General features: G+C 47.1%; 20 protein-coding genes. 8 read left to right on the plus strand and 12 right to left on the minus strand.

Annotated elements, in window-relative coordinates; genetic code table 11:
• Positions 1-22: 22 nt before the first annotated feature.
• Together pssA and ilvY are read right to left on the minus strand one after the other, a co-directional pair.
• A complete protein-coding gene (gene pssA, locus C0068_RS04245; protein WP_103683257.1) occupies positions 23-838 on the minus strand; it encodes a CDP-diacylglycerol--serine O-phosphatidyltransferase in 816 nt (271 codons plus the stop codon).
• Between the two features lie 50 nt (positions 839-888).
• Positions 889-1800 carry an HTH-type transcriptional activator IlvY gene (ilvY, locus tag C0068_RS04250; RefSeq protein ID WP_103683258.1) on the minus strand — a complete coding sequence of 304 codons (912 nt, stop codon included), beginning with the start codon at positions 1798-1800 and terminating at the stop codon, positions 889-891.
• 235 nt (positions 1801-2035) lie between these two features.
• On the opposite strand from ilvY, the gene ilvC reads away from it, so the two are divergent.
• Together ilvC and C0068_RS04260 are read left to right on the plus strand one after the other, a co-directional pair.
• Positions 2036-3511 (plus strand): ketol-acid reductoisomerase, encoded by a 1476-nt coding sequence (gene ilvC, locus C0068_RS04255; RefSeq protein ID WP_103683259.1) that lies wholly within the window; start codon positions 2036-2038, stop codon positions 3509-3511.
• A gap of 176 nt (positions 3512-3687) precedes the next feature.
• A complete protein-coding gene (locus C0068_RS04260) occupies positions 3688-4467 on the plus strand; it encodes an RMD1 family protein (protein WP_008251338.1) in 780 nt (259 codons plus the stop codon).
• A 7-nt stretch (positions 4468-4474) separates the two neighbouring features.
• Here the strand turns inward: C0068_RS04260 and C0068_RS04265 are convergent, their stop codons facing one another.
• Positions 4475-5368: a fatty acid desaturase family protein gene (locus C0068_RS04265; RefSeq protein ID WP_332908285.1), complete on the minus strand. Its 894-nt coding sequence runs from the start codon at positions 5366-5368 to the stop codon at positions 4475-4477.
• A 132-nt stretch (positions 5369-5500) separates the two neighbouring features.
• On the opposite strand from C0068_RS04265, the gene C0068_RS04270 reads away from it, so the two are divergent.
• Positions 5501-6541 carry an AraC family transcriptional regulator gene (locus C0068_RS04270; RefSeq protein ID WP_103683261.1) on the plus strand — a complete coding sequence of 347 codons (1041 nt, stop codon included), beginning with the start codon at positions 5501-5503 and terminating at the stop codon, positions 6539-6541.
• On the opposite strand, the gene C0068_RS04275 is transcribed toward C0068_RS04270, so the two are convergent.
• The 4 genes from C0068_RS04275 to C0068_RS04290 form a co-directional block, all read right to left on the minus strand.
• Positions 6538-7362, minus strand: a complete 825-nt coding sequence (locus C0068_RS04275) for an alpha/beta fold hydrolase (RefSeq protein WP_103683262.1) — start codon at positions 7360-7362, stop codon at positions 6538-6540. The two genes, C0068_RS04270 and C0068_RS04275, sit on opposite strands and share 4 nt — an antisense overlap.
• A 445-nt stretch (positions 7363-7807) precedes the next feature.
• Positions 7808-9187, minus strand: coding sequence for a cytochrome P450 (locus C0068_RS04280; protein WP_103683263.1), 1380 nt, complete (start codon positions 9185-9187; stop codon positions 7808-7810).
• A 50-nt stretch (positions 9188-9237) separates the two neighbouring features.
• Entirely contained in the window at positions 9238-9558 is a 321-nt protein-coding gene (locus C0068_RS04285; protein ID WP_103683264.1) for a 2Fe-2S iron-sulfur cluster-binding protein, read from the minus strand.
• A 150-nt stretch (positions 9559-9708) separates the two neighbouring features.
• Complete coding sequence (locus C0068_RS04290) at positions 9709-12234, minus strand: TonB-dependent receptor (protein ID WP_233208732.1); 2526 nt, start codon at positions 12232-12234, stop codon at positions 9709-9711.
• A 293-nt stretch (positions 12235-12527) separates the two neighbouring features.
• Between C0068_RS04290 and C0068_RS04295 the strand changes: the two genes are divergently transcribed.
• From C0068_RS04295 to C0068_RS04310, 4 genes are all read left to right on the plus strand, one after another.
• Complete coding sequence (locus tag C0068_RS04295) at positions 12528-14048, plus strand: aldehyde dehydrogenase family protein (RefSeq protein ID WP_008251352.1); 1521 nt, start codon at positions 12528-12530, stop codon at positions 14046-14048.
• Positions 14049-14096: 48 nt separating this feature from the next.
• A complete protein-coding gene (locus tag C0068_RS04300; protein WP_008251353.1) occupies positions 14097-15287 on the plus strand; it encodes an iron-containing alcohol dehydrogenase in 1191 nt (396 codons plus the stop codon).
• Between the two features lie 99 nt (positions 15288-15386).
• Positions 15387-15812 (plus strand): hypothetical protein, encoded by a 426-nt coding sequence (locus tag C0068_RS04305; protein ID WP_047012461.1) that lies wholly within the window; start codon positions 15387-15389, stop codon positions 15810-15812.
• Positions 15813-16066: 254 nt separating this feature from the next.
• Complete coding sequence (locus C0068_RS04310) at positions 16067-17080, plus strand: AraC family transcriptional regulator (RefSeq protein WP_047012462.1); 1014 nt, start codon at positions 16067-16069, stop codon at positions 17078-17080.
• Between the two features lie 14 nt (positions 17081-17094).
• Here the strand turns inward: C0068_RS04310 and C0068_RS04315 are convergent, their stop codons facing one another.
• The 5 genes from C0068_RS04315 to C0068_RS04335 all read right to left on the minus strand — a co-directional run bounded on the left by C0068_RS04315 (position 17095) and on the right by C0068_RS04335 (position 21589).
• Positions 17095-17493 carry a PaaI family thioesterase gene (locus tag C0068_RS04315; RefSeq protein WP_047012463.1) on the minus strand — a complete coding sequence of 133 codons (399 nt, stop codon included), beginning with the start codon at positions 17491-17493 and terminating at the stop codon, positions 17095-17097.
• Positions 17486-18010, minus strand: a complete 525-nt coding sequence (locus tag C0068_RS04320; protein WP_052763527.1) for a PaaI family thioesterase — start codon at positions 18008-18010, stop codon at positions 17486-17488. Before C0068_RS04320 ends, C0068_RS04315 begins: the two co-directional genes overlap by 8 nt.
• Before the next feature lie 150 nt (positions 18011-18160).
• The gene (locus C0068_RS04325) at positions 18161-19867 is read right to left on the minus strand and encodes a sodium:solute symporter family protein (RefSeq protein ID WP_103683266.1); all 1707 of its coding nucleotides are present in this window, start codon (positions 19865-19867) and stop codon (positions 18161-18163) included.
• 9 nt (positions 19868-19876) lie between these two features.
• Positions 19877-20143 carry a DUF4212 domain-containing protein gene (locus C0068_RS04330; protein ID WP_103683267.1) on the minus strand — a complete coding sequence of 89 codons (267 nt, stop codon included), beginning with the start codon at positions 20141-20143 and terminating at the stop codon, positions 19877-19879.
• Between the two features lie 102 nt (positions 20144-20245).
• On the minus strand, positions 20246-21589 hold the full coding sequence (locus C0068_RS04335) for a DcaP family trimeric outer membrane transporter (RefSeq protein WP_199176110.1): 1344 nt from the start codon (positions 21587-21589) through the stop codon (positions 20246-20248).
• Positions 21590-21801: 212 nt separating this feature from the next.
• On the opposite strand from C0068_RS04335, the gene acs reads away from it, so the two are divergent.
• A complete protein-coding gene (gene acs / locus C0068_RS04340; RefSeq protein ID WP_103683268.1) occupies positions 21802-23778 on the plus strand; it encodes an acetate--CoA ligase in 1977 nt (658 codons plus the stop codon).
• The last annotated feature ends 69 nt before the right edge of the window (positions 23779-23847 follow it).

Below are 23847 nucleotides of genomic sequence, written 5' to 3' on the forward strand. Positions count from 1 at the left end.
TGCCATTGTTACAAAGCGCGACTCATTTAAATCGGCGGTATATTGCCTGTACGGGGCCAGACAAGGCATAGATCATTGCCGCCGCCAGTAAGACTCGCGCCGGGTCAACGGAGACCAAACCAAAAATCAGGACAACTGCGATCATCACCACAAACGGCACCCGACCGCGCAAATCTATGCCTTTAAAGCTGCTGTAGCGCACATTAAGTATCATCAGCATGCCACACATCGCCATTAACAAGCCGGCAAACACCTCGATTTCAAAGTGAATACCCTGCTCCACCCAGCCCTCTTCTGCACAAACCCAAACCAAACCCGCCATCACCGCAGCGGCGGCAGGACTCGCCAAACCGGTAAAGTAGTTTTTATCAGCGGTATCTATTTGGGTATTAAAGCGAGCCAAACGCAAGGCCGCACAAGCTACATATATAAAGGAGACCGCCCAGCCAAACTTACCCAAATCTACCAGCGCCCAACTGAACACAACTAAGGCTGGCGCAACGCCAAAGGACACCATATCGGCCAAACTATCGTATTCAGCGCCAAATTTACTTTGCGCGTTCATCAGCCTAGCAACACGGCCATCTAACCCGTCAAAGATCATTGCGGCAAATATCGCAATTGCGGCATTTTCAAAATTCCCGTGCATGCCCGAAATAATGGCAAAGAACCCAGAGAACAAGGCCGCTGTCGTAAACAAATTCGGCAACAGGTAAATTCCGCGCTTACGCACGGTTTTGCCATCGACAGACACTTCTTCTTCGTGATCGTCGATCAGCAATAAAGCCTCTTTATCAAAGCTCAATTTTGATTTCTCGCTGTCCGGCTGTTCTGTCATAAAATGTCCGACCTGTAAAAACGTGTATATAAAAGAGGCAACATCATAAATTAATTAAGCGAGCTGTACGATGACTTAGCACAATCCCAGAACGCTTTGACCAAGGGATTCGACAAACGTTGCTGCAGTACCACCACCCCCACTTCCATGCTTGGCAGAGCAGGCTCAACAGAAATCACCCGCACCCTCTCCCGCAAAAAGCTCGTAGCCAACACCAGCTCCGGCACCACACCAATTCCCAAACCAAGCGCCACCGTACTGACAATCGCCTCGTGCCCACTGACCTGCGCATACACACTGGGCTTAATCTGCTGCTGCCGAAACCAATGCTCTATCAAGGTTCTCGCCACACCGCGCTCCGGCAAAATAAAAGGCAAATTTGCCAATACGTCTGGCGACAACACCTCACCTACCGCCGCAATCTGCTCATTTACGGCACAGGGAATATTCGGCACCAATAAACGCAAGGGCGAACGCGTCAATTCTTGATACAGCAGACGCGATGACAACTGCCGAGGTTTGGCGGTAATACCCAAATCTTCGCCACCCTCGACGATACGCTCTATGGCATCAGCCTGATCACCTGTGTGCAACTTCAATTCTATAGCAGGATATCGCTGCCGAAACACCTCAAGAATATTACTAAGCACACTATAAGAAGCCGTTACAGAACAAAACACCCCCAGTTCGCCCTGAAGCGCCTCTCCCTGAATATGCAAACGCTGCAAAACCGACTGCCAGTTCACCACCGCCTGCTCAGCATAGCGCAAAAACTCACGCCCCGCGGCGGTGAGCTGTACGCGACGATTATCACGCTCGAACAATGCCACCCCCACCTGCTCCTCTAACCGCATAATAGAACGACTAACAGCCGATGCACTTAAATGCATAGCATCACCGCTACGGCCAAAATGCAGGGATTGACTGAGATGAATGAAGATCTGGAGTTCTTTGATGTTCATAAAAGCAAGCCTGACGTCGGATGTCTGGTGTCGGACGCAAAAACCTCATTCCGCCGGAGACTTTTACTTCCGACGTCAGACGTCTGACACCCGACTCAATGTAAAAAACGCAACACAGCATCAACTATATATCATTTTACGCAACAAACAAGCAGTGCTAAAGTGGCCGCCATTGTGGGATCGGTGCCAGACCAGCCACGACCAAATTTCATTACATCACACTTAGGAGAGCCCCATGGGTCAGAATTATTTCAACAGTTTGCCGCTGCGTCTTCAACTGCAAGAACTCGGTAAATGTCGCTTTATGGAGCGCAGTGAATTTGCTGACGGCTGCGAATACTTAAAAGGCAAAAAAATTGTCATCATCGGTTGTGGCTCACAGGGTCTGAACCAAGGCCTTAACCTGCGCGACTCTGGCTTGGACGTGTCTTACACGCTCCGCGCTGAAGCTATCGCCGAAAAGCGTCAGAGCTGGAAAAATGCTACTGAGAACGGTTTTGCCGTAGGCACCTACGAGGAACTCATTCCGACCGCCGACGTGGTTATGAACCTGACCCCAGACAAGCAACACACCCCCGTTGTTAACGCCGTTATGCCGTTAATGAAAGAAGGCGCTTGCTTAGATTACGCCCACGGCTTCAACTTGGTTGAAGAAGGCATGCAAATCCGTCAAGACATCACCGTTGTGATGATGTGCCCAAAATGCCCCGGCACTGAAGTGCGCGAAGAATATAAGCGCGGCTTTGGTGTACCAACACTGATCGCTGTTCACCGTGAAAACGATCCTAAAGGCGAAGGCATGGCAATTGCCAAAGCTTTGGCTTCTGGTACTGGCGGCGACCGCGCAGGTGTTCTGGAATCTTCACCAATTGCTGAAGTTAAGTCTGACCTCATGGGCGAGCAGACCATTCTTTGCGGCATGCTGCAAACTGGCGCCATTCTGTGCTTCGACAAAATGGTTGAGCAAGGCATCGACGCCGGCTACGCCTCTAAGCTGATTCAATACGGCTGGGAAACAGTCACCGAAGGCCTGAAGCACGGCGGCATCACCAATATGATGGATCGTCTTAGCAACCCTGCCAAAATCAAAGCCTTTGATTTGGCCGAAGAGCTGAAAGACATCATGCGCCCGCTGTACGAAAAGCACCAAGACGACATCATCAGCGGTCACTTCTCCAAGACCATGATGGAAGACTGGGCGAACGACGACAAAAACCTGCATGCTTGGCGCGCCGCCACCGCAGAAACAGCCTTTGAAAAGACCCCTGCCGGCGATGTTAAAATCAGCGAGCAAGAGTACTACGACCACGGTATTTTGCTGGTTGCTATGTGTAAAGCTGGTGTAGAACTCGCGTTTGAGTGCATGGTTGCTGCCGGTATGGAGCCAGAGTCTGCTTACTACGAGTCGCTGCACGAAACGCCACTGATCGCTAACACCATTGCCCGTCGCAAGCTGTATGAAATGAACGTGGTTATTTCAGACACCGCTGAATACGGCTGCTACCTGTTCGATCACGCTTGTCGTCCACTGCTAGCAGACTTCATGAGCAAGGTGTCTACCGACATCATCGGTAAAGGCCTGAACACCAAAGACCTCGGTGTAGACAACCAAGAGCTGATCACCGTTAACGCGGCGATTCGCAACCACCCAGTTGAAGTTGTTGGCCGCAGACTGCGCGGTTACATGACTGCAATGAAGAAAATCGTTTAAAAAACGCATTTTCAGCACAGCGAAGGGGCCTCACAAGGGCCCCTTTTTTTATGCCTAATTTTGTTCAAAAATCGACCAATAGATATTGCCTAACAAATAGACTGCGAATATGATGCGCGCCCAGTGGCATCCTGCCACTTTCCGACCGGCCGGCGCGCCCCGCACGAGGTGGCAATATGCCATTTTGCAATTCAACAATCAGCGTTATCAACCTAGGTGACGCATTCCAAATACCAGAGCTTGAAAGTGCCGCCCTTGCGCCCTATGAGTTCACCCGCTATCGCGACGCCTATCATGTACCCACCGTGTCTGGCGAAGCTTGGCTGTTTCAATACGGTATAGTGGTATTTTGGGCCGTGTCTGACGACGACCAACAGCTACTCATAAAACGCGTGACACCTTATATTCTGCTGGAATCAACCAAACGCGGCCGCGAGCTATTTCAGTTCACCTTAAACGCCGAGCAGCTCAGCGTTCGCGGCGACCAAATATCGCTACCTGGCGACGACCATCTGCTTAGACTGGCGGTATCTCACGCACTGGCACAATCTACCCAGCTGATCGTGTTTGAAACCATGGTCTTGGACAATATCAAAGCCACCGCGCATATACCGGCTACCCTAGCAGAAAAGGGCAAAATTCCCCTGCGGCGCAAAGAACTGGCCAAAATTCGCGGCCGCCTGTTTGCGGCCAAAAGCGATATTATTTTGCATTATGGCTTGCTCGATACCCCAGAGTTTTTCTGGGAGCACCCAAACCTAGAATCAACCTATATGCAGCTTGCTCGCTACCTCGACATTAAGCCGCGGGTTGACGTCTTATCCCAAAAGCTGGGCACCATACACGAGCTTTTAGAAATACTGGCCGACGAGCAAAACCACAGTCACAGTGCTTTTCTCGAATGGATCGTCATCCTGCTGATTGGCTTTGAAGTTGTGATGGCGGCGTTTCACTAAGCTAATACTAGGTCACCGGCGCCCGACTCCAGATACCAAGAATTGGCGTACCATGCGCACGCAGTATCGGCTCAATATCCCGATGCAGCGCGTGATAGCGATAGAAGGGAACCCGAGGAAATAGGTGGTGAACTGAGTGAATATTTTGGCCTAACCAAAACCATTCCATCGGACGCATCCACGGGGGCATAATGAGGCTACTCGTATTCTGGTAGCGCTCAGTATTGTCATACGGATAATGCGGCCGATACGCAAACCAATAAGCCGTAAAGAGACCGCCAAAGAAATACCCCACCAAAACAACAATAGAGATGCCAGGCTGATCAATAAGCAAGATAGCAAGTAGACGCCACCCCAGCGAGAAACACAGTTCAGCACTGTAAACAACACGCTCTTTTAAATCGGCAGAGTGCCAATTATTTTCCGCGAAGAAACTATTCTGAGCATAGAAGAACTTTAGGGTCGTCAGCAACACACTAAAAGGCCCCTTACCCATCTCGCTAATCAAATAATCCGGGTCCTTTCCTTTAATGTTGGTATAACGGTGATGAGTAAAATGCTCGTGACGATGGGAGGCAAACGGAACACCGATAATGGGCGCAGCCAGATAGCCACAAACATCGTTCACCCACCGCATCCTCGACCTACTACCATGAATATTTCCGTGGACAGCTTCGTGCAAGGGCGTATACGCCATATAGGTTAGGACACTAACAAGCGGTGTAGCCAACCAAACGGTTATCACATCATTTGCAAAAAGCACTATACATAGTACGAATAGACTACATACAAGAAATGTAAGCGCTATCGTCGGCCAAGCAACTTTACCCATATAACTTATCGCGGCACCTAAAGCCTTCTTATTTAAGTCCTTTAGCTCTTCCTGCATTGTCATTACCATGTAATAATTGAAAATTGAATTATTTAACAGTACTCAATGTACAGCGGCGCCTTTAAAAGTAACATGACACTTATGTCCTTTCGCGCGGTACTTATGGCCACAAATTAGCGCCACCCAACTCAGGCTTTTCACATGGGAAATACCCAGAGCACCCGTCGTCCCGTCGCTATAAGCAAAGTGATGATAAATTTTGCGAAAAATCACGGTGTAGATACGGAAACCTGCTTATTTGGGACCGACATTTCAGAGCACAGCCTTAACGACGGCGCGGTACTCATAGAGCGTGAACAGGAAATGCGGCTCATTGAAAACATCATGCTCGCACTACCCAATATACCCGCACTAGGCTTTAAAATTGGCCTTTGCTACAACATCGCCACTTTCGGGATTTGGGGTTTCTCATTGCGAACCTGTCGAACCCTCAGGGACGCCCTCAACACCGCACTGCGTTTTCTACCTTTAAGCACCGCTTATTGCGAGATTAACGCCTTTGAGGAAGGCGGCTATTTTGGTTTGCTCATGAACCCGCAGTCCATACCCAGCCATCTCCGCGAGTTCTTGTTAGAACGAGATATGGCCGCCAGCATCATAATCATCAAAGAACTTAGCCTAAATGAAATTCAGACTATGCAGACCGAGTTTACTACCTTGGATACAACAAACTCAGTCTACATAGAGTCGGTCTGCGGAGTTAAACCACTTTATCAAAGCAGGCGCAACGCCATCCGCGTTCCTATTAAATATATTGATAAACCACAGCCTACTTACGATGCCAACCTAGCGAGACTATTAAGCGATCAATGCGCAAGACAATTGCGCCAGCGACAAACTGGCGGAATTCGCGATAGCGTTAGGAATCAGATTTTAGGCGACTTAGGGCTAATGGCGTCGCTAGACGATGTTGCGTCGGCAATAAACCTATCTAGCCGCACACTCCGGCGCAAATTGGATAATGAAAGCACCAGCTTTCGAGCCCTAGTAGAGGAGGAGCGAAAACAAATGGCATTCCAACTTCTAATCAGTAGCGACATGAAAATAGATGAATTGGCTGCACATTTAGGCTACACCGACACAAGTAGTTTTACTCGTGCCTTTCGACGCTGGAGTGACTGCTCACCAAGGGATTACCGACTGTCTCATAACGCCAGGAAAATACCAAAAAACGAAGACTAGGAGCTGACTGTAACAAAGCTACCCCCATCGACCTTTGCTAGGAAGCTTTTAACTATTTCCATAACCTTTACTGGGTCTTCATGGTGCGGGACATGACCTACTCTGTCCATAATAACGGCCAGGGAGTGACCTGAAGCAGAGCCCGCAATGAAATTGGGAAACGCGACTGATCCGTATTCATCATTGTCACCATGAATTGCCAACACCGGACACTGCACCTCCTTTAGATGGCAACCTAGATTCCAACCTCTGAACTCAGGATCAAGCCAAGTTTCAGTCCACGCAGCCAAGACCCAGCGAGCTTTATTACCATGGTATTTGGTAAGTTTTCCCATATTGATCGGATTACTGAAGTACTGCTTCGCAGCTTCGATCCCGTTTATTGTTTGTTCTTCGATAAATGGCTGCGCAGACTCGGCAATAAGACTAGAGCAGAGCTTAACTCGGGAGTGAATAGCAGCAATTGCTATCGCCATACCACCGCCGACACTATGACCAAATGGAACCACCGCTTCCAGGCCTAGAGACGCACAAAGTGATGGGAAAACAATTTCCGCTTCTTCGTCAATGAATCTGCGCGATGGTCGTTCTACGCGTTCGCTGGACCTACCAAACCCCAGCCGGTCATAGGCGACAACTGTGCGACCAAGGCTAAGGGAAAGCTGAGCCGGAAACTCTCGCCACAGAGCTACACAGCCTAACGAATCATGCAACAGGACGATTGGAGGTGACGTTGGCGGTTCTACTGGATGCCAAATCCGGACATAAATACTTCCACCCGGAACATCAACATATTTTTCTTCTGATTTTCCGCGCCGCATAAATTATACCGCCTCTATTAGCATGAAGATGGAACGACAAGCATTGGAAAAGTAGCATTCAGCGTTATAAAGGAAAAATATCGCGATCATCCAGAATGCCTCATTGTCGGTTAATGAATAAAGTATCGCCTTCAAGGAAATACTGGCGCAGAAGTTTATCGCAATTGACGGCAACCTAGAAAGTCGGCGCTCGCTATAATTAAGAACATGAATAAACGAGGGTAAGCACTACAAAATAGACGATTATTTAACTATATATGTACTATAAACGTAAAATTATTTCATAAAAAGGCCCCCGAAGGGGCAAAGGCATCGTCAATTACTCAGCTATAAACGCCGAGAAAACCAGAATATTAACTCTAATAAATTTAATTTAAATACAGTACAAGGGAAAGCTAACACACATTAGCAGAAAGCTCCCCCGTATGACTAACACTACTCTAAACTACTTCGATGTAAGTTTAACCATCATCTTCGAATAGCCTTTTACAAAGTTAGACTGCACATACTCGGGCTCGCCAACCACTTCGATTTTATCGAATCTCGCTAACAATTCTTCCCACAGTATACGTAACTGCAACTCAGCAAGACGATTACCCATACAGCGATGCACGCCAAAGCCAAAGGAAAGGTGGTTACGTGCGCCTTTACGATCCACGATAAACTCATCAGGCCGCTCAATCGCGCGCTCGTCTCTGTTGCCAGAGGCATACCACATTACGACCTTGTCACCCTTTTTGATGGTTTTGCCATTTAGCTCTACATCCTGCTTCGCGATACGACGCATATACGCCAGCGGCGTTTGCCAGCGGATAATTTCTGACACCATGTTCGGAATCAAGCTAGGATCGTTCTTCAGCTTAGTAAACTCGTCAGGGAAGCGATTCAAGGCAAGAACACCACCTGACATCGAGTTACGGGTGGTGTCATTACCACCAACAATTAAGAGAACTAAATTACCAAGGAACTCCATCGGCTTATTAATCAGATCCTTAGTATCTGGATTATTCTGTAACATACCGATCAGATCAAAACCTACTTCGCCACCAGCAGCAATCTTTTCCTCTTTAACGCGCCAAAGTTGAGAAAAATGCTTGGCCATATCCCTCATGCCCTCGAACAGCTCGTCGGTATTGGTCGAGCCGCCAGTCATCTCGGCACCGCCGCCAGCCAAATCTGACCAATAAACAAGTTTTCGACGCTCCTCGTAAGGGAAGTCCAGCAGTGTTGCTAGCATTCTGGCAGTCAGCTCGATAGAGACATCCTCTACCCAGTCAAACGGCGTATCTAGCGGCAGCTGATCTAGGACCTCTTGAGTACGACTGCGAATCAGACCCTCCATTTCTTTGAGATTCTTCGGTGCCACAACACCCTGCACAGCTTGACGCTGCACATCGTGCTTAGGTGGATCCATGGCGATAAACATCTCAAGTGCGAGCTCTTTCGGCGTAGCGCCGATAATGATAAACGGTTCGGCAGAAAAGAGGTCGTGATGTTTATCTACAAAAACAATGTCGTCATAACGCGTGATCGACCAAAACGGTCCGAATGGACTTTTTTTCTGATAATGAACTGGGCATTCATCGCGCAATCGCTTGAAATACGACTCCCAACGATTTTGCTTAAACAGAAATGGATTACTAACGTCAATCTCGTCGATCGCCAGCGTTGACACTTCAGGAACAGGTGCTTCTACAAACTCCGGGAATTTAGTGTACATACCTAGCTTATTTTTAGCCTTGTACAGCATATGACCGGCTTTAATTTGTAAGTGCATCGGGACGCTTGCGGCGCCCTTTTCAGCAACCAAATCAACAATTTTCATAGTATTTCCACCTATTCGCATTATTCGTTGAGTATTATTTTTGTACTTTTTTACATCTGAAATTCAGGCAAGCGCGCAACCATGCCATCCATCCCATCAGTGGTGATAATCTGGCAAGCAAGCCTGGAGGTTTCACTACGCTCGGGAGTCAGATCTAACATTTGTAATTCATCCTCGGTCGCGCCGCCGGTAATATTGACAGCACTACCTTCAATAATTACATGACAGGTACCGCAGGCGCACACACCACCGCAATCAGCGTCAACACCTGGAATTCCATTATCCAAGGCAATTTGCATCAAGGACTTCCCAACCTCAAAATCTACTATGTGCTCAGTGCCATTGTGCTCAATAAAAGTAATACTTCCCATAGCGTTCTCCTTCGTGAAACTGCTTGACCCACTTACTGTTTCATTAACGGACTTTTATACATAGCAAATTCGTCATCACAGTTTCACGATCAAAATATTATTAAAAAAACTCGATATATTTAATATCTTTATTCACAACCTAATTATTTATTAAAACTTATACGTTGCATCTACACCAAATGTTCTCGGCGGACCTTCTTGAAAATAATCAAATCCGAAACCAGCCTGAAGATTAATTGCATATCCATCATATTCTTCATATGCAAGATTTTTTGCCCATATAGACACCGAGTAGTCCTCACCAATCCCACGCCATGTCAAACGTGTATTCACTAGCGTATAGGCGTCCTGCTTAATATTTTTATATCCACCTTTATCATTATAAGCGCTATACCACTGCTTATCCTGATAATTAGCGTTAACATTCCAGCTTATATATCCACTGTCTCCACTGTATATTTCATAATCTATAGAAATGTTTCCACTTATTTTAGGCGCTGATATTAGTTCATTTCCGGAAAGATCAATTTCATCATTCGGATTATTAAGCGTTTCCGTGTCCGACAATTCCAGCTCGGTATACTCTGTATCAAGATAGCCAATACCCATCATAAACATTAGCTTTTCCGTCGCAGCAAACATAATCTCAGCTTCTAAGCCTGCGATAGTGGAGCCACCCGCATTTTCCAAAAAGTTGGATACGCCAACAACGTTGATAAACTGCTGATCTTTATAATCGTATAAAAAGGCTGCGGCATTAACACGAGCACGCTGATCATAAAAATCGGATTTAAAACCTACTTCATAAGCATCTATGTACTCAGGTCTCGCATAGGCATCTTCGAAATCACGCTCACGATAATAAACACCGCCATTAAAATTACCGGAGCGAAATCCCTTGCTATAACTTGCGTACATCATGAAGTCATCATTGAAACGATAATCTAAGCCGAGTTTACCGGTAAACTCTTGTTCCTTTGCCGACATTGGCGTCGAGGAATCTGTGGTATATGCACCGTGGGTATACCCAATCTCTCCCGTCTCAATGAGATCTTCGAGTGTAGTTTCCCCAGTAAGTAAATTCTGAAGAAATAGGTCGATCTCAACAATGCCTGCGTCGCCACCGAGATTAAGTGGTATAAAGGGCTCATCATGTCGAGTAGTATTACCCGGAACATATGTTCCTCTCGGACTACCATCGTATCCCTCTCTAGAAATATTCAGATAGCTAAGGTCAATTTCGTCAACCGTATAGCGAATACCAAAATCAATACCAAAATCAGCACTTATATCAAAACGAAACTGCGTATACGCCGCATAACTCGTCTTATCAGTAACCATCTTTTGATCAAGTTGACCATAATCGAGCAAATACGGATAGTAGCCCGTCGCCCCTGGATATGTGATCGCGACCCGCACATCCGGCGGCGTTGCATAAATCGCATACTCATTATGCATATCCATTTCTTCTTCAGCATAATAAATACCGCCGATGAAATTAATCATGCCATCGTAATTACTAGAAACTCTAAAGTCCTGACTAAACGCCTCAGTATCTACAGCCCAACGAATCTCAAGCAATCCTTCTGGCGACCCGTCAGTATTCTGTTTCTGAGCATAGTCGGAAATACTCACTGACGTGATACTTGTAAAGGTGTGGTATTCACCAAGATACTCCAGCTTATTAACCAGCATGTCGGAGTTAACAATTAAAGGACCGGTGAAATTATCATCGACCTCATGACGTCCCAGATTTTGGGACGACGCTGAGTATCCAGTGTTATCCATATACCCGCTGCTTACATCACCTTGAAGTAAAGCACCACCAACAACACCACCTACCGCACCAATAAGACCAGCTCCGCCATTATTAAGATCGCCACGGGGCTCATTCCTAGACGCATTTGCCATTGAATCATTTTGGCCATGGGTTAACTTAAGCACATTATTTAAATTTTCAGATATCTGCCAATTCAGTGTTACTCGCAATCCTTGGAAATCAATGGAGGATAAATTTGGACCACCAGAACGGTTTTCGGTATAGCCACTATTTCGAGAAAATGAATATGCGGCACGCACTGCTAGAGTTTCATCTATTAACGTACCCTCAACCCCTAAATCACCGACTCGTGAATCATAATTCCCCGCACCTAGCTTGGCGTTGACGTGCAAGCCGTCGTCAATTATTGGGGTTTTAGTAATGATATTGATTGCACCACCAGTAGTATTTTTACCATACAATGTGCCTTGAGGGCCGCGCAAAACCTCTAGTCGCTCAACATCAAAAAAGTTCATACCATGAGTATATACCGGCCCCATATATGACTCATCGGAGTAAACACCGATGGGACTTGCCTGATTAGAGCTGTAATCCGACATACTGACACCGCGAATCGCAAAGATCGGCTGGACGTCACCAAAGGGACCACTAACCTGCATATTGGGTACTTGCGCAGATATATCATTTGCACTCGCGAAACCGAATTTTTCTAACGAATCAGAAGTCATACCGGTAATCGCAACAGGAGTATCCTGGGTACTCTCCGAGCGCTTCTGCCCCGTAACAATCACTTCCTCGAGCATTGGCGCGGCCAACGAAGTCATTGGTATATAACTTAGACTAGCTAAAGATGCACCTAACGTGATCTTTTTTAAGTAGCTCTGAGATATGCGCATTTAATTATTATCCCCTCTAACACAATCGATTAAGTGCACATAATCCACCAAAAGCAATCTCACGTCTTTTCCGATGCGGACAACTTTTTGGCAAATTAGGACAGCCGCATTGGCAATGCTCAAATGACAAAAAAACGTCCTAAAAAGCCAATACCAATCAACACTAAACATCAATAATCAGTTCAAACAAATAAACAAATAAACAAATAAACAAATAAACAAATAAACAAATAAATAAATAAATAAATAAATAAAACATTTATATCCATACAGACCAACATCAAGGACATTAAATGAACAACGCCCATGAATTACCGCTTTATCATCACATCATTAACGGCGATATAGTAAAGCCAAACTCTGGTCACTATATTGACGTGCATTGTCCTGCCACAGGCAATCTAATAGCGAAAACCGCCGATGGCGATGCGACCGATGTAGACCTCGCGGTAAACGCAGCCAGCCGTGCATTGAAAAGTACAGATTGGCGCAATATTAGCGTAACCGCGCGTTCCAAATTGCTGTATCAAATCGGTAACACGGTATTAGCGAATGCCCAAGAGCTAGCTATTCTAGAGGTTCAAGCCTCCGGCGGAACGATCAAGCGGGTAATGGGACTAGATATCTTGGCCATCGCCGATTTATTTTTCACTCTTGCCGAGTCCATCAAAAACTACCCATTTATCGAAAACCTTTCACCAAAGATTTTGCCAGAACAAGTTCACACCATGGTCGTCAAAGAACCTGTTGGCGTCTGCGGCATTATTACCGCGTGGAACTTTCCGCTTCTTTTACTTTCTTGGAAAATAGCCCCAGCCTTAGCTGCAGGTAACACCGTGGTCGTAAAAGCATCAGAATTAACGCCAACATCGACATTTCGCTTAATTGAGCTAATTAATCAATTTTTACCGGCTGGTGTATTGAATCTAGTAAGTGGTACGGGGGTAAAAGTGGGTGACGCCCTAGTCAAACACCCCAAAGTAAATAAAATATCTTTTACAGGTTCCACTCAAACAGGTAGAAATATTCAAGTTGCTGCAGCTGCCACGCTAAAGCGAGTCACGCTAGAGCTCGGTGGCAAAGGCGCGGCTATCGTAATGCCTGACGCCAATATCGACTTGGTCGCGCATGGCGCACTGTTCGGCATCATGATGAACTCTGGGCAGGCTTGTGAATCAGCTAGTCGATTAATTGTCCATGTCGATATCCACGATGAACTCATCGCCAAAATGAAGACCTTGGCAGAAAAAATAGTCGTAGGTAATCCACTCGATCCTGCAACTGGCATGGGCCCTATTGTTTCGGAGCAGCAGTTTAATCGGATTGAGGCCTATCTTAAATCGGCTCAAGAGCAAGGCGCCCACATCGTTACCGGAGGAAAACGCAAGATTGTGTCAGGCTTCGAAAATGGCTATTTCCTCGAACCGACTATTATCACCAATTGCCAGAATGATATGAAACACACCTGCGAAGAAATATTCGGCCCAGTTGTGTCTATTATAAAATTTACCGAGCTAGACGAAGCCATAAACATCGTAAACGATTCAATATACGGACTGTCGGCCGGCATCTGGACCGAGGACATCATTGGCGCCCAAGCCGTTGCTCGCCAACTCGAAGCTGGCTCAGTTTGGATAAATGACTGGCACATGATGCGTACAGACGCACCCTTTGGCGGAATGAAGCAAAGCGGCTATGGTCGGGAGATGAGTCATAACAGCCTAAACTCGTATACAGAATTGAAATCGATTTCGACAGCGTTTGAACGCGACCCAAGTAAAAAATCAACTTACCACTTGGTCCATACGTTTTAAGGTTCGCGACCCAGCTAATTGAACGCTAATTATTAATAGGATACCAGCATGTCTAGCTCACATTACTATCAGTACAATATGCGCAGCACGATTCATTGCGCCGCAGGCTCAGTTATTCGCATACCCGCGCTATTTGAAGGCATGGGTGCCAAAAGAGTGGTGCTATTTAGCGATATTGGTCTCGAACAGGCCGGCATCGTAGACCAAATAAAGGCAGTATTCGCCAGCTGCTCTAGCAATAAAGCCGTGCTAGTAGGCGTTTATACCGGCATAAGCCAAGACGCAGCCTGCCAATCCGTAAACGCTGCAACTGCTTATGCTAGGTCCGTGGCGGCCGATGCCATTCTGGCAGTGGGTGGCGGCAGTGTTCTAGATGCCTCAAAAGGTGTCAAATACTCCCTTCAACACGGGGCAACAGATATCGCCGACTTACTTCAGAGTGGGATTAAAATTGATGCCTGGCCAAGCTGCCAGCACTCGGGGATCCCTCATATCGGCGTACCTACCACTGCTGGCACAGGAGCAGAGGTTTCACCAGTAGCGGTGTTCTACAATGAAGCCTTAGGTATTAAAACCAACCTTGTCGCGCCTTTTCTAGAGCCCGACATGGCGGTACTAGACGGGAATCTGTGCTTAGGACTACCGGACTTCCTCACCGCTGCAACAGGAATGGATGCTCTAACACACGCACTGGAGGCTGTCGCCTCGCCAACTGCGAATGCCATGACAGATGCTCACGCATTTCATGCCGCACAAATGATTGTCGAAAATTTGCCCAAGGTGATCGATAATGGCAAGGACGTTGTCGCGCGCTCAAATATGTTACAAGCGAGCAGCCTAGCAATCGACGCCTTCGGCGGTAGCCTAAACGCAATCCCCATTCACAACTGCGCCCACGCATTCGGCGGCATGTTCCACATCCCCCACGGCGACGCCAATGCCGCGCTCCTTCCCGTCGTGATGGAAGCATGCCCTGAATTTTATGCAGGCAAAGGGCAGCGGCTCGCCAAAGCACTCAATCTTTCTCAAAATGGTAGTGACCAAGAACTATTGGGCAATTGCATTAAATTCTTAATAGACTTCCAACAGCGCATAGGCTGTACAACCAACTTTAAACGCTGGGAGGTCAACCAAGATAAGCAAGATGCTATTTACCATGCGATTGCATCTGACCCTGCCGCAATGTTTTACAATATACCCCCTGCAGCGATGGCTAAAATTGTTCAAGCGGTATGCTGAGAGGAGCGAATTAAAGCAGCGTAATACTGGATGTATTAGCTTACTCAAAGAGCATGGACGCTCGTATAACCCCGTCACTTTTATATACCGGAGAAAATAATGTTAAAAAAACTACTTCCGTACTCAACTTTAACCGCAGCATTAATGACTGGCCCATCACTTGTCAACGCCCAAAGCTTAGGTCCGCTTCAGGGTATTACCGACACATTGGGGAGCCTAAGCGGGGGATTAGTGGTGACGCTAGTTGACCCACTCCAAGCAACCACCGCAGCCATTGGGTTAAATTCGTCACCGCTATTCAATATACTGCCAAATAATCCATTACTAATCACTTATGATGTTCTATTAAAAGGGCCGGAAAATACTATCGTTATCAGCGATCTACTACAGGGCAACCTAATCATAAATAACGTTCTCTCCGGATTACCTGGTGGCGATGTAATACAGGCGACTTACAGTGAAAATTTAAAGCCATTTATTCCAACCCTTCCCCTAATCGATGGGCTGATTAATTCACAACTTTAAAACACCTTTCACCGCTCGCCCTTAAATGCGGGCGAGTGTTCCCGCGCTATATTTAGTTCGTCATACAGTAGCCCCCCGAAACCAATATAAACAAACAGCACCAAAGCAGCCGTGCAGACAATGGGTAGCTCCCCCGCCTACACCGAAGTGCCACTCATTCCCTGAGTAGGAAACTCTGCATATTCTTGCTATGCTCCGAGCAGATCAAAAACGTACCCACAACGATAACAATACCTATATACCTGTGAGACTCAATGACTGCACGCGTACGGGCCAGCTGCCTAAATAATTTTGTATCCCTAATTGAGGAGCTACAAGGTAATGCTGAGGATTTATGCCTCAAAGCAGGTATAGATTACAGTCAACTAGATCAGGAAGACTATTTTTTCCCATATCAAAGCTTTATCGACCTACTTGAGTTAAGTGCCACAAGCCTAAATCTACCCAATATTGGCTTACAACTTGCTATGCGACAGGATCACTCTATTCTTGGTCCAGTTGCTTTTTTAGCACTATCTGCGCACGATGTCAGGTCAGCATTAACAAGTGTAGGAAAATTTCTGTACCATTTCACCCCCGCCATTTCACTCACATTGAGAGAGAGTGAGGACCAGCCAAGCTATGCCTGCTTAGAGCTCGTCAACGCCAATAACAGCCGCCAGGCAGTAGAGCACGCTGTCGCTTGCACACTTCACATTATTCACCTGCTTACCGAAGGAAAATTTAAAGCGCGGGCCGTTCATTTCCGCCATTCAAAAATTGGTCCCGAAAAGCATTATCAAAGCGCGTTCAATTGCCCAACGGTATTTAATCAAAAATATGATTCAATAGAGCTCGACACCGACTTTTTAGATATCGAATTGAGCTCCCACAACCCTCAGCTTCACGGTTTGGTATCCAGCTACCTCTCGATGGTAGAAATAGATTCCAACTCCACAAGTAAACCGAATTTATCGACCAGCAAGCAAGCTCGTCATTTAATTCAAAAACTGCTACCGACCGGCCAACTGTCACGCCCCGTAATTGCAGAAAACATGAAACTTCATGAACGTGCCCTGCACCGAAAATTGCAATCTGAAGGGTATACCTTTGAAGCACTTGTTGACGAAGTTAGGATTACTGAAGCTAAAAAACTTCTTGCGCACGACGCCATACCCATGTCACAAATAGCGGGTTTATTGGGGTACAACGAACAAAGCTCATTTAATAGAGCGTTTAAACGCTGGTTTAATATGACGCCAAAACAATATTTGCAAAGCAAACCTTAGGCTAAATTAAAGTTTCACTCTTTAACCAAAAACTGCGCCCTAGCCATTGCTATAGGCGCAGCTTCATCTTCCTGCCACGCACTTATACTCACGTTAATCATTCGCCTACCGAGATAGACCAACTTGCAGCGCGAATGTGTAGCCACATACTTGCCTGCACGCACATAGTCCACCGCGAAATCGACCACCTTGGGAAATTTTTCACTGTTGCTATGCCGCAAGACATACATCATTGCCGACAACTCCATAAAACCAGCAATTGCCCCACCATGTAACGCTGGCAGTGTCGGGTTGCCGATATTGCTCTTTTTGGTCGGTAACAAAAAGCAATCGTTCTCCCCTCCCACTTGTATACCAAGCGTTTGCGCATAAGGAACTCGGTTAATAAGTTGATGCAATTCCAAATCATTCATTGTCGCTACCACGGGACTTCTGCCCTGATTGTTTCAATTTTTGCGCTGCACGAAACTCACGACGCATATCGGTAAACAACGCGAGCTCCATTCGGAAGAAATTACCAACAGCGGATGCAATTGGCTTCTCGCGATCACCATGATGGGCAAGAGCTCGCGCAAAAATCACACTCTCAGTGACGCGATAAACCTCCGCGTCGGCATACACCGTTTGGCCAGGGGTCGCCGCGCGCATATAATCGATACGTAAATCGATGGTTGGCGTCATCGCCAAATCTACTAATACCGTCGCGGCGGCAAAGCCACAGCAAGTATCCAATAAGGCGGTGATTGCGCCGCCATGAATAACGCCCGTATCCGGGTCACCAATCAATGTGTCGCTGTAGGACATAGACATACCAACCCGATGACGCTCAACATATTCTGGGCGAATGCCTAAGGTCGTAAAATGATCGCCTTCATTGGCCGTTAAAACGGTATCAACGAAACGAAGTAGCTCTTCAAAATCCAATGCCATTATTTATCCCGAAATAGCTATTCGACCGAGTATAAACGGCCGCAGCCCAGCATTTTACCAAGTTAACGTCTAAAAGGGTGAAAACACCATAAGACAAAAAAAGCCGCCACCGAAAATCGGTAGCGGCTTGGCGCCTCGCGCTATGTGAGCTTAGTGAACTTGGGCTTCACCCGCTCCCTGTGGGTAGCGAATACTCTCTACCATATCCTGTACATCTTGCGGTGGCGGCGGTGTTAAATGGCACACCACAGCGGCCACTGCAAAGTTAACAATCATGCCTAAGGTACCAATCCCTTCTGGCGACACCCCAAACCACCAATTCTCAGGCACGCTGGCCGCAGGATTGATAAATTTGAAATACACAATATAGGTAGCAGTAAACAAGAGACCACTAACCATGCCCGTTATCGCACCGTATTTATTCATGCGTTTGTAAAAGATACCGAGGATGATGGCAGGGAAAAAGCTCGATGCCGCCAAGCCAAAGGCAAAGGCCACCACTTGGGCGACAAAGCCCGGCGGATTTATCCCCAGATAGCCAGCGATACACACCGCCACCGCTGCCGCACTACGTGCATAACGAAGCTCCATTTTGTCCGATATATTCGGCATCAGATTTCGCTTCAGCAAATCGTGGGAGATCGATGTTGAGATAACCAGTAGCAAACCTGCCGAGGTAGACAAGGCTGCAGCAACGCCACCCGCGGCAACTAGGGCAATCACCCATGCAGGAAGATCGGCAATCTCGGGGTTGGCCAAGACCATAATATCCCGATCAATATGCATCTCGTTGCGCTCGTCGCCGGAGTAGAACATACGGCCATCTTCGTTTTTATCTTCCCAGCCGATTAAGCCGGTTTTCTCCCAGTTGGTCACCCACGTCGGCGCTTCACTGTACTCAGTACCCTGACTATCGGCACCGTTAATGGTGTTGATCATATTCAGCCGTGCAAAACCGGCAACCGCGGGTGCTGTGGTGTAAAGCACCGCAATAAAGATCAACGCCCAGCCCGCAGACTTACGCGCGTCTTTCACCTTAGGTACGGTAAAGAAGCGCACAATCACGTGAGGCAAACCCGCCGTACCCACCATCAATGCTGCAGTGATAAACAGCACATCAATCGTCGACTTCGTCCCACTGGTGTAGGCGGCAAACCCGAGTTCAGCCGACAAGCCATCGAGCTTGTCGAGCAGATGCACCCCCGAACCATCGGCCAAGGTCGCGCCGAAGCCAAACTGGGGAATAACATGACCCGTAATCATGATCGAGATAAAGATTGCCGGCACCAAATAGGCCATCATCAACACGCAGTATTGCGCGACCTGGGTATAGGTGATGCCCTTCATGCCGCCGAGTACGGCGTAAAAGAACACAATTGCCATGCCTAGGAACACGCCAGTGGTAATGTCTACTTCAAGGAAGCGACTGAATACCACGCCAACCCCACGCATCTGCCCTGCCACATAAGTGAAAGACACAAAGATCGCGCAGATAACGGCAACGGTGCGCGCAGTTTGCGAGTAATAGCGGTCACCAATAAAATCGGGCACGGTAAACTTACCAAATTTACGCAGATACGGTGCCAAGCAGAGCGCCAGCAATACATAGCCACCCGTCCACCCCATTAAATAGACCGCGCCATCGTATCCCATAAAAGAAATTAAGCCCGCCATCGAAATAAACGACGCCGCGCTCATCCAGTCCGCCGCCGTCGCCATTCCGTTCACCACAGGGTGCACACCACCGCCGGCAACATAAAACTCTTTCGTGGAGCCTGCGCGACAATAAATCGCGATACCGATGTACAAAACAAAACTCAAACCGACAATTAAAAACGTCCAAATTCGAATATCCATAATTCACCCCTAGTCTTCTTGAACGTCGTATTTTTCGTCGAGCCGATTCATTTTGTATACGTACACAAAAATCAGCACCACAAACGTGTAAATTGATCCTTGCTGCGCAAACCAAAAACCCAATTTAAAACCAAAAAATTGAATTTGATTTAGCACATCAACTAAGATTATTCCGAAGCCAAAAGACACCAAGGCCCAGATAAACAGCAGACTAAGCAAGAGCTTCACGTTTTCTCGCCAATAGGCTTTTGCTAGTTCTTTCGAATGAAACGCCATTGTTATTCTCCTATTATTTTCGACTTATACTTTTATAAACCAAGCATTACAGTTACATCACAGTTTCACCATTCGACCTTAGTCGACTAGCGTAGTCGATGATCAAAATATGTATTTCGCGCTAAATTGCAGACGATCTAAGTCACCTCTATCGTCGCCATTGACGGGCTTCTCAATTTCTTTAGTGGCATGGATATATTCAATACCGAACGTTAAGGCCGCTACGGGGGCGTAAACTAAATTTACATGCATACTTTGGTAAGACGCAGCTACGGTATCGGCAAGCGAATTTGGATTGTCAGCCGAACTTGCCGACAGCACTAAACTGCTTCGCCATTTAGGGGCCCATATATGGCGATACGCCGCGTAGCCACCCACAGAGTCAATTAATTCAATATCACCATTATCTTCAATGACTCCATCGCGGTAGGTTTGTAAGCCTAGATAGCGCCCTAAAGCATTCCCTGCGTTTAGCTGTACGCGAATATCATCCTCACCTAACTGCCAAACACCGGCAAAACTCACGCCGTAACCATAGACACTGTCATCACCGGCAACCACCTGCGCCTGACTGTTACTAAAGTTTTGTTTATAAGCGACCTCTCGCACCATACCAGCAAAGCTGTAACTAAAATCACCGGATTTCCCGTTATAACGCAGCACCATGTCCGGTAGGGCATTGTTATCATAGGCACTAGCACCGGCCGCCGATCCATCTTCGCCGTACAAACCGCTTGAGGGGTTTTCTAGCGCAAACATTAGCGACCTCGAAGGGCCTAAGATATGCGTCCAGCGTATTTGCGCTTGTCGCTCAAACAATGTTCCGACCGGTCCCACAAAATCGAGGGTATCTGGCAAACTGCCAACATTAAAAAAGGTGCTCCACGTTTGGCCGGCCAGCAATGAATTATTCTTGCTGTACTCCCAGTTCAAATAAGCATGCCGAACGCGAGACGCCGAGGAGTTACTAATACGCTCATCGCCAATTTGATTAACACCAAAGTCCATTTCAATATAAGTACCAACTGCACCCAGCTCTGTTGCAGTCGTCGTTTTAAACCAAATACGTGAGTGCTTGGCCTGCATATCAAGGTTGCTATCACCCGATTTTCCACCTACTGGAATCACCGACGCGACGAGAAAATCGTCACCGACACCGGCCAATGCGCGCTCGCCGTCGCTATATTGGCTGGCGATAACATCTAATTTTATATAGCCGCCAAAGGAGTACTCAGTAGCACCTTTAGTCTGCATAGCGTTGGTTGACCGCTCTTTTTCTGCAAGAGCCTGCTCTAAACGGGCAACTCGCTGCTCTAAAGTCTCTGCCTGAAGTGCTTCAGCCGTTAAAGAAAGTGGCAAGGTAGCAATCACCAAGCCGGCAAATAAACTTGATCGTAACGGCAAGACCGCCAAATCAGCCAAAGTCATTTTTTTATTAATTATCATAGTGAGCTCTCTCGAATCGGAAATGACACGAAATTTATATGCTCAAGGAGCTCACAACGATATTAGCCATTAGTCATATATAGACCAAAGTCTATAAGACAATATGACGGGAAAAATATAAGACGAGACGTAACTAGACCAAGGTCTAATTCTATTTCAATCACATTCTAAGGATAATCCACCGCAATAAATTTAAAATGGAGACCTCGGTCATGACTACTTCAACGCCTTCAGCGAACTACTATCCCGTTGACATCACCGCAAAGAACAATGCCTATATAGACATTGAAGCTCATACATCTCTATATCAACAATCCCTTGATACGCCAGAGTTATTCTGGGCAGAACAAGCAAAACGCCTAGACTGGGTAGTCACTCCAAACTCCATTAAAAATTGCAATTTTGCAAAACATAATCTGTCGATTCGCTGGTTTGAAGATGGCCAGTTAAATGCCAGTGTAAATTGCCTAGACCGCCATTTAAATCAACAGGCAGACCAATTGGCAATGATTTGGGAGCCCGACAGCGAAACTGACGTCGAGCGCAAATACACCTATCGAGAACTCCACACACAGGTGTGCAAACTCGCCAACGGCTTAAAAAGCTTAGGAGTGACTAAAGGCGATGTAGTAACGCTATATATGCCGATGATTCCCGAAGCAACTATCGCGATGCTTGCCTGCGCACGTATCGGCGCTATCCATTCAGTCGTATTTGGCGGATTCTCTCCGGAAGCTTTAGCTGGCCGCATACAAGATGGCCAATCAAAATTGATCATTACCGCTGACGCCGGAAATCGCGGCGGCCGGCGAGTAGAACTCAAACAAAATGTCGATGACGCCATAGCACTCTGTCCACCAACACTCGTTGAAAAAGTCTTGGTAGTTAAACACACGGGAGACAATATTAATTGGCAAGCACCTCGCGATATCGACTACCACACACTCACCAATGAACAAGACAGCATTTGCGAAGCCGAGGTCATGAACGCTGAAGACCCGCTGTTCATTCTTTACACCTCCGGCTCAACGGGCAAACCCAAAGGAGCCGTCCACACCACCGGCGGCTACATGGTTTACACATCCTTAAGCCACCACTTAGTTTTTGATTACAAACCCGGTGAAATTTATTGGTGTATGGCCGACATCGGATGGATTACCGGTCATAGCTATGCGGTATATGGCCCCTTAAGCAACGGTGCCACCATCGTGATGTATGAAGGCATCCCCAATTTTCCAGATGCAGGCAGACTGGCACGCATCATCGACAAACATCAGGTAAATACACTGTACACCGCACCCACCGTCATTCGCGCCCTTATGGCCCACAGCGAAGAAGCATTAGCTAACACCGACCGCAGCTCACTGCGCTTATTAGGTACTGCCGGCGAGCCTATAAATCCGGAAGCTTGGACATGGTTTTACGAACAATTTGGCCGCAGTCAATGCCCCATACTCGACACCTGGTGGCAAACAGAAACCGGCGGTTTAATGATTACCCCTCTACCCGGCGCTCTTGCTCTAAAACCCGGATCCGCAACCTTGCCTTTCTTTGGCGTACATCCAGCACTAGTTGATAACGACGGCAATGTATTATCAGGCGCCGCCGAGGGCAATTTGGTCATTTGTGACAGCTGGCCGGGACAAATGCGCACCATATTCGGTGATCACCAACGTTTTATCGACACCTATTTTTCCACCTTTGAAGGCTATTACTTTAGCAGCGACGGTGCGCGGCGCGACGAAGATGGCTATTACTGGATCACCGGCAGAGTCGATGACGTACTGAATGTCTCTGGGCACCGATTAGGAACCGCAGAACTAGAAAGTGCACTCGCTGCGCACCCCTCAGTGGCAGAAGCAGCAGTTGTTGGCTATCCCCACTCCATTAAAGGTGAGGGCATCTACGCCTACGTTACCCTCACTGAAAAGCTAGATGAATGTGAGTCACTGCGCAACGAACTAAAGCAATGGCTAAGGAAAGAAATTGGCCCCATTGCGGTAGCCGATGTCATCCAATGGACAGATGACCTGCCTAAAACCCGCTCGGGGAAAATCATGCGTCGCATACTGCGAAAAATTGCTGCGGACGACACTGAAAATCTCGGCGATTTATCCACCCTCGCCGATCCGGCTGTTGTCGCCAAACTTATTCAGGTTCACAACATTACAAAAGCAAGTATTGCCTAATTATTCCTAAGGGTCTTTGCCCTGCATTGCAGGGCTTTTTTCTATACACTGTTGCCTATACAAACCAAT

Source organism: Zhongshania marina (assembly GCF_002915595.1).
In the GTDB taxonomy this organism is placed as follows: domain Bacteria; phylum Pseudomonadota; class Gammaproteobacteria; order Pseudomonadales; family Spongiibacteraceae; genus Spongiibacter; species Spongiibacter marinus_B.